This window comes from Flavobacterium urumqiense (assembly GCF_900108015.1).
In the GTDB taxonomy this organism is placed as follows: Bacteria; Bacteroidota; Bacteroidia; order Flavobacteriales; family Flavobacteriaceae; genus Flavobacterium; species Flavobacterium urumqiense.
Genome location: NZ_FNVP01000006.1, coordinates 202,099 through 209,722 on the forward strand (window position 1 = coordinate 202,099; position 7,624 = coordinate 209,722).

General features: G+C 35.5%; 8 protein-coding genes and 1 rRNA gene. 3 read left to right on the plus strand and 6 right to left on the minus strand.

Translation table 11 applies throughout. The annotated features are described in order from the left end of the window. Positions 1-5: 5 nt before the first annotated feature. From C4S35_RS09355 to C4S35_RS16195, 3 genes are all read right to left on the minus strand, one after another. Entirely contained in the window at positions 6-2,153 is a 2,148-nt protein-coding gene (locus C4S35_RS09355) for a 3-hydroxyacyl-CoA dehydrogenase NAD-binding domain-containing protein (protein ID WP_103999920.1), read from the minus strand. Positions 2,154-2,263: 110 nt separating this feature from the next. After that, positions 2,264-3,064: an acetyl-CoA C-acyltransferase gene (locus tag C4S35_RS09360; protein WP_279627787.1), complete on the minus strand. Its 801-nt coding sequence runs from the start codon at positions 3,062-3,064 to the stop codon at positions 2,264-2,266. Further along, positions 3,064-3,462 (minus strand): thiolase family protein, encoded by a 399-nt coding sequence (locus tag C4S35_RS16195; protein WP_279627788.1) that lies wholly within the window; start codon positions 3,460-3,462, stop codon positions 3,064-3,066. Before C4S35_RS16195 ends, C4S35_RS09360 begins: the two co-directional genes overlap by 1 nt. 155 nt (positions 3,463-3,617) lie before the next feature. On the opposite strand from C4S35_RS16195, the gene C4S35_RS09365 reads away from it, so the two are divergent. Continuing rightward, the gene (locus C4S35_RS09365; RefSeq protein ID WP_103999921.1) at positions 3,618-4,274 is read left to right on the plus strand and encodes a transglutaminase-like domain-containing protein; all 657 of its coding nucleotides are present in this window, start codon (positions 3,618-3,620) and stop codon (positions 4,272-4,274) included. Further along, positions 4,274-4,843, plus strand: coding sequence for a TetR/AcrR family transcriptional regulator (locus C4S35_RS09370; protein ID WP_103999922.1), 570 nt, complete (start codon positions 4,274-4,276; stop codon positions 4,841-4,843). The genes C4S35_RS09365 and C4S35_RS09370 overlap by 1 nt, the downstream gene beginning before the upstream one ends. A 105-nt stretch (positions 4,844-4,948) precedes the next feature. Here the strand turns inward: C4S35_RS09370 and C4S35_RS09375 are convergent, their stop codons facing one another. Beyond that, positions 4,949-5,188 (minus strand): integrase core domain-containing protein, encoded by a 240-nt coding sequence (locus tag C4S35_RS09375; RefSeq protein ID WP_279627790.1) that lies wholly within the window; start codon positions 5,186-5,188, stop codon positions 4,949-4,951. Positions 5,189-5,281: 93 nt separating this feature from the next. On the opposite strand from C4S35_RS09375, the gene C4S35_RS09380 reads away from it, so the two are divergent. Further along, positions 5,282-6,511: an IS4 family transposase gene (locus tag C4S35_RS09380; RefSeq protein WP_103999924.1), complete on the plus strand. Its 1,230-nt coding sequence runs from the start codon at positions 5,282-5,284 to the stop codon at positions 6,509-6,511. Between the two features lie 245 nt (positions 6,512-6,756). On the opposite strand, the gene C4S35_RS09385 is transcribed toward C4S35_RS09380, so the two are convergent. Together C4S35_RS09385 and rrf are read right to left on the minus strand one after the other, a co-directional pair. Continuing rightward, the gene (locus C4S35_RS09385) at positions 6,757-7,029 is read right to left on the minus strand and encodes a transposase (protein WP_103999925.1); all 273 of its coding nucleotides are present in this window, start codon (positions 7,027-7,029) and stop codon (positions 6,757-6,759) included. A gap of 270 nt (positions 7,030-7,299) precedes the next feature. Beyond that, positions 7,300-7,409, minus strand: a 5S ribosomal RNA gene (gene rrf, locus C4S35_RS09390). Positions 7,410-7,624: the final 215 nt, after the last annotated feature.

Below are 7,624 nucleotides of genomic sequence, written 5' to 3' on the forward strand. Positions count from 1 at the left end.
CTCTTTTAATTCTTGTAGAAAACACGATTCGTTCCAGCTGTTTTTATTCTCTCTTTTAACCTTTCCGGTAGGGCAAATCGTTCTCCATATTTAAGTGCTAATTTTTCGCTGTACAAAGCAAACTCCGGTGCTCCCACATAGTCAATGTACGACATCACACCTCCGGTATGAATGGGGAAACCCAATCCCAAAATGGAACCAACGTCAGCGTCTTTAGCCTCTCGAATTAGGCCTGAGTCTAAACACTTATATGAATCGATGACCATGGCGAATAGCAACCTTTTACCCACTTCCTCTTCATCAAAACTGGCTTGGGGTCGATAAATAGTTGCCCATTCTTTCCAAATTAATTTTTTTTCATTTTTAGGATAATCATAAAAACCTTGACCTTCCTTTTTACCGGTTCTGCGATGAACTTTGATAATGTTAATTAATGTATTTTTCAATTGAATTTCATGCGTGGTTAAATTTGGGTCTTCGCTCATAATTGCCAGCATCAATTGTAAATTAACTTCATCTGAAACAGCTAAAGGCCCCACTGGCATCCCTATTTTTTTTGCCACATTTTCAATAACTGCGGGTGGTACCCCTTCGGTGAGCATTGTAATTCCTTCATTTATATATTTTCCAAATACTCTTGACGTGAAAAATCCTCGACCATCGTTTACTATTATGGGTACTTTTCTAATTGAGGTGACATAGTCAATTGCTGCTGCCAATGTTTTTTCGCTTGTTTCCTTACCTACAATAACTTCCACCAACTGCATTTTTTCCACCGGGGAAAAGAAATGCAATCCTATAAATTTATCCATATTGGTCGATGCTTTGGCAAGTTGCGATATGGGTATCGTTGAAGTATTGGATGCATAAATAACCTCTTTTTTAATCACTTTTTCGGTTTCAAAGGTCACTTGATTTTTAAGTTTTTCGTTTTCAAAAACGGCTTCAATGATCAATTCACAACTGGCCAAATCAGTATCCGAATCAGACGGCTGAATTTTTTCAAGCAACGCCTCTATTTTGCCTTCAGTTGTTAATCCGTTTTCTAGCTTTTTCTGTTCTTGTGCTTTTACATAGTCTTTGCCATTTTGTGCTTTTGACAGACTCACATCTTTTAAAACGACCTCAATACCGGCTTTGGCATTTACATAAGCAATACCTGCCCCCATCATTCCAGCCCCTATAATGCCCACTTTTTTGAAAGAAGCATTGTCGTATCCTTTTGGCTTTGATTTGCCTTTGGCCGCATCGTTAATAAACAAGAAGGAAGCCCTAATTATATTTTTGGTCTCCTTGCTAAATAAGGTATCCACAAAATACCTCGCCTCGATTTCCAACGCTTTATCGATGTTACAAGCAGCGCCGTAATAAATGGCGCTTAACACATTTTTGATATGCGGCAAATTCCCATGCGTTGTTTTATAAACCATCGCATTAGCGACACTAAAAAACTCGCTGATGCCCGAGACTTGTCCTACACCCAATGGGGTTCCTGGAACTTTAAATTTTTTATTATCCCAAGGTTGCTCCGTTGTTCCCTTATTTATTATCCAATTTTTAGCCAAGGAATTGATGTCCTCTTGTGGGGTACAAACCGCATCGACAAGCCCATCTTTCAATGCTTGCTCTGCTGTTAATTTTTTAGATTGTGTGATATATTGAATCGTTTTTTGGGAGCCAATCATTCTCAAAAAGCGTTGTGTCCCTCCTGCTCCAGGAAATAGACCCACTGAACATTCCACTAATCCAATATAGCTTTTGGGATGATTGCTCATAATTCTGTGATGGCAAGCCAATGCGACTTCACAACCACCACCAAGCGCTAGTCCATTTATTGCAGCCACAACCGGCTTGCCGCAGCTTTCCATCTCCCTCAAATTGGTATTGGTCTGCATCAGCATATCAAAACATTCTTCTTTGGATTTGTCATAATTTAAAAACCACTTTAAATCGCCACCGGCTATAAAATCCTTTTTGGCAGAATTAATAACAATCCCTTTTACGGCATCGTCATCTATGGCTCTTTTTATCGTTGAAAAAAACTCCGCCATCGTATATTCATTCATCACGTTAACGGGCGAATCCGCTACATCCCAAGTGACAAAAGCAATTCCGTCATTGTCGACATTATATTTTATATGTTTCCCATTCATATTTTTCTATTTACTTTTTTTAATCGATCATATGCAATTTGCACATCAACATTCGTGTTAGCATCAAATATTCGTTATGCTCATTTCACAATCTAAAGGATAATACTTTTTTAAATACGTTCAATAATAGTTGCTATCCCCATTCCGCCTCCCACACATAAAGTTGCTAAAGCCGTACTTTTATTTTGGCGCTCCACTTCATCCAAAGCGGTTCCTAAAATCATACAACCTGTTGCCCCTAAAGGATGGCCCATGGCAATTGCGCCTCCATTGACATTTACTATATAATGATCTACCTTTAGATGATCCATCAGGCGCAAGGGAACCACTGCAAAAGCTTCGTTAACTTCAAAAATATCTATATCGCCAACGCTCATATTGGCATTTCGCAACGCTTTTTTAGTGGCCGGAATTGGACCTTCAAGCATGATTAGCGGTTCGCTGCCAATTACAGCACCCATTTTTATTATCGCTCGTGGTTTCAAGCCAAGTTTTTCTCCAATTTCTTTGGAACCAATTAACATTAATGATGCGCCATCAACAATTCCAGACGAATTACCGGCATGATGTACGTGATTGATTTTTTGAATCTCTAAGTATTTATCGATGGCCGTTTGGTCAAACAACATTTCCCCCATCTTTTGAAAAACTGGAGATAAGTTGGATAGGATTTGTAAAGTGGTATGTTCCCTAATATATTCATCATGCGCCAAATGGATCAAACCATTGACATCCGTTATGGGGATAATAGATTTATCAAAAAATCCGTTTTGTTGGGCAATGGCTGCCCGTTTTTGTGAAGCTACGGCAAAGCTGTCTACATCGTTTCGAGAATAGCCAAACTTAGTGGCTATCAAATCGGCAGAAATCCCTTGGGGCACAAATTTTCCAAAAGCGGCGTCGGGTTCCATTACCATGCAGAACCATCCAAACCCATAGGTACACGAGACATGGATTCTACACCGCCCGCAATAATTAAATTAGACCATCCTGATTTAATCATGGCAGCCCCTTGATTAATGGCCTCTAAGCCTGATGCGCAATACCGATTTAAAGAAACTGCTGATAAATGGTCTCCATAATTAGAACACTGAGCAGCAACTTTCGCAATATTCCCCCCTTGTTCGCCAATCTGGGTAACACAGCCCACTATTAAATCCTCAACTAAGGTAGTGTCTAAATTATTTCTTTCTTTTAAAGCGCTTAGCAAAGTCGTTAATAATTGAACCGGGCTAACCGGCGCTAAAGAACCGTTACCTTTTCCAATTCCCCTTGGCGTTCTCACTGAGTCATAGATATATGCTTCCATTTTTTACATTTAAAGTTACCATACGGTAACATATATTAAAAAATGTGACCATACGGTAACAAATATAGTTTTATTTATTTAATTTTGAATTATTAATATAAATAATTAAAGTCTTAATATTGCAAATAAACATAAGGCTACATTTTTAATTCCATATGAAACAATACACCGAAGAAACATTTCATTTCGATTTGTCAAATGAAAAAATACAAAGCGCTGTTATTTTTTTAAATAGTGAGGGAGCGTTAACGAATAAAGAGTTTGCCATAAAAGCCTATTTGTATGTTCGTGATACCTGGTCCTATTATCCCTACCGATTTAGTTTAATCAATGAAGATTGGAAAGCCTCGGAATTAATAGCGCATAAAAAGGGTCACTGCATAGACAAAGTAGTAATTTTGATTGCGATTCTAAGAGCGGCCCATATTCCGGCAAGATTGGGATTGGCGAAAGTAAAAAACCACATCGCAGTTGATCATATTGTCGAAAAATTTGGTTCAGATGTTTTGGTCCCGCACGGATACATAGAAATTTATCTGGACCACAAATGGATTAAAGCAACCCCTGCCTTCAATAAGGAATTATGCGAGTTACTGAACGTTCATGTCCTTGAATTTGACGGAGAAACCGACTCTATATTCCAAGAATTTGACCAAACCGGGAATCAAGTTTTCATGGAATATCTGGAGGATTACGGAACTTTTAACGAAGTCCCATTACCATTTATGTTTGAATTAATGAAAGAACATTACCCCAAAATAAAAGAAACAGGAATCACTTTGGGAAGTGTTTTAAACTTAGACAATTTATAATGAAAAAAGACAGAGCTGCAACAGAAGAAAAAATTTACAAATCATTTTTATACATTCTTGAGGAAAAAGGACCACAAGGCGTTGGAATTAATGCGATTGCAAAAGAGGCCGGTGTTTCAAAAACACTTATCTATCGTTATTTTGGAGGAATGAAAGGTTTGCTACTCAGTTTTGCCCAAAAAGGCGATTTTTTTAAATCGCTTTTAGCCATTGACGCACAAAAAGATAATCTGGAAAATTTAAAAAATTTCGTCAAAGAAGGAACAAAAGAACTTCGGGAAAATGTTTTAACGCAGGAAATTTTGCGTTGGCAACTACTTGAAAACAATGATGACACGAAAAGTCTTTTCAAATATTTTAATGCCCAAGTTGGAAAAACATTTACGATAAACGAAAAGGATGACTCGCTGAATTCTGCATTTCAACTCATGATTGGGGGATATGTTTATTTTACCTTGTTGTCTAAATTTAATAAAACATTTATTACAACCGATTTAACGTCAGAAGCTACATGGAAAAACTATGACGATGCTATTTTAAAAACAATAGAAATGTTCAGTAAATTATAAAGCTCAGGAAATCATAAATATTACTGACACAAATTTATCTCATAATGTTATATTTTCCATAAGCAATTGCAAAGGTGGATATGCAAATAAAATATAGACATTAAGTTAAGCTACATTTTTGTAATTAAATTGATTATTAAATTCGTCAACATTTTTATAATTCAAAGCTGAGTGTCTTCGTTTTTTGTTATACCAAATTTCGATGTGTATAAAGATTTCTAGTTTCATTTGATCTTTAGAGATGAGTTTGTTACCGTAAATTAATTCAGTTTTTGATGATTTAAAGAAACGTTCTGCTACAACATTATCCCAACAATTACCATTTCTTGACATAGTTCGAGTAATTTTTTTATAAGAATTCCACTGTCATCCGAAAGTCTAAAATAAAAAATGTCTGAGAATCCCGTATTTTTGTTTTTGCAAAATAAATAATACGTAATGGGACTCTTCAGACGCAACAAAAATACCAAAAAACCTGTCATTCGCCAAATTATTGACTTGGTACCTCGCTGGATGCTTGAATCTTGTGCCAATCAACACAAAAGCGATAAAGGGTGCAGTAAGTATAAGACTTATGATCAATTTGTAGCTCTAACTTACGGACAGCTGAATAAATGCTATACTTTGGGAGATATTTCCGCTGGAATCGGGGTCAGCGAGATCTTTATTGGGGATTTAGGATTAGTGCAAAGTCCAGCACGTTCCACCATGAGTGATGGTAATAAGAAACGCAATTGGCAAGTATATGAAACCTTGTATTATAGGCTTTTAAAGCATTATGAAAGGACACTAAAAAATGATAATCAGCGTAAGATTATCGAAGAAATCAAAGACCAAAATATTAAATTGATTGATAGCACCACAATCAGCTTATGTTTAAACATGTTTGATTGGGCAAAGTTTCGGACAGCTAAAGGCGGCATAAAAATACACACTTGTTGGGACGATCATTTTCAAATTCCAGACTTAGTAAACATTACAGATGCTAAAACTCATGACAGATACGGTTTGGGTCAGTTAATTTTTCCTAAAGGGACAATAATTGTAGAAGATAGAGCTTATTTTGACTTTACATTAATGCTAAATAGAATTCATGCAGAGAATGTCTTTGTCACTCGAATCAAAACCAATACAACCTACCAAACGCTCGAAGAATTAGTCTTGCCAGAGCAGAAGGATCAAGATATTCTCAAAGATGAAATTATAACATTAATAGGCATCAAAGCAGTAAAAACAAAGATTAATGAGCAAAAATTAAGGATTGTTTCTCTTTACAAAGAAGATGAAAATAAGGTTATTCATATCATAACCAATAATTTAGAATGGTCTGCGAGAACAGTCGCAGATTTGTATAAGAAAAGATGGGATATTGAGTTGTTTTTTAAAGCAATGAAGCAAAATCTACAGATAAAATCCTTTGTTGGAACTAGCGAAAATGCAGTTAAATCGCAAATATATGTATCCTTGATCTGTTATTTGCTGATCGAATTGGTAAATAGAGTGATCTCTAAAAAGGCAAAATCATTTACTAATTTGGTTGAAAAAATTAGAATCTGTCTGGTGTTCTATCTGAGCCTTAGTTATGTTTGCAACCAAGTGAGTGAGGGTGCTAAAAAAATAAGGAAGGAATCTGAAATTATATTTAAACCAGACTTATTTTCAGTATAATAAAATATTTAAAGCCTGTTTATATGGCCTAGGAAGGAAAATTTTGATTTTTATCAAAACTTTCGGATAGCTGTGGCCATTTATATAGAATTCAAACACATACACCAAGTTCTCTGGTTAGTTCAGTAATGTTTGATTTATCATTACTAAACTCGATTGCTTTTGTCTTAAAACCGACATCATAAATTTTTCGGATTGTTTTCATTTATTAAAAGTAAGATTTTTATCTTAACTCTGTCTACTTGCTAAATTAGTATATCCACATTTTCTATCCATCTCTTAACAACCGGCTCATTACTCTCTTTGAACATATTTTTTAAAAGCAATAAACCTGCAATTTTTATAATAGGAATTGAGAATCTTCCTTGCTCCGAATATAAATTTTGGAACGCCAGCTCAATTTTATCCCAAGAAAGCTCGTTTGCCAATTTCACCAATGGATGCCCAAGGTTTATAAAGTCTGCTAGCCTTGTTTTTAATAAATTTTGCTGATTATTGGGTCTTATTTTTCCTAACATATTGCCAATTTTTTATACTTACATATACACTTTTTGGCAATTTAACTCATTCCATTTAACTAATTTTTACTAATAAGTCATTAACAATCAATATATTAACTTGTTTTTAAGGATTGACTAAATAATATTAATGCTAAATTTTACTGCTCCACTGGTTTGGAACCTGATCCTTCTGACATTTTAAATAAAATCATTGATTTATAAACAAAAAAAAATCCTCATCAAATGAATGATGAGGATTTAATTGAACCTGAACAAGTTCAGATTAAAGAAAGGCGACGACATACTCTCCCACATAACTGCAGTACCATCTGCGCAGGCGGGCTTAACTACTCTGTTCGGGAAGGGAAGAGGTGAGCCCCGCCGCAATAACCACCTTAAGAGGTTATAATTGCTTTGGGCAATCATTTTGCAATTAATAATTTTGAATTAAAAATTAAAAATTACAAATTGCAATAATATCTTAACATACTGAGATAAAGAAAATAAAAAGTGTTGAGAAAGTTTCTTCCTCCCGCCGTAGCGGGAGGAAAAGCGTACATAAGCTTACGGGTTATTAGTACTACTCGACTATGACATTACTGCCTTTACATCT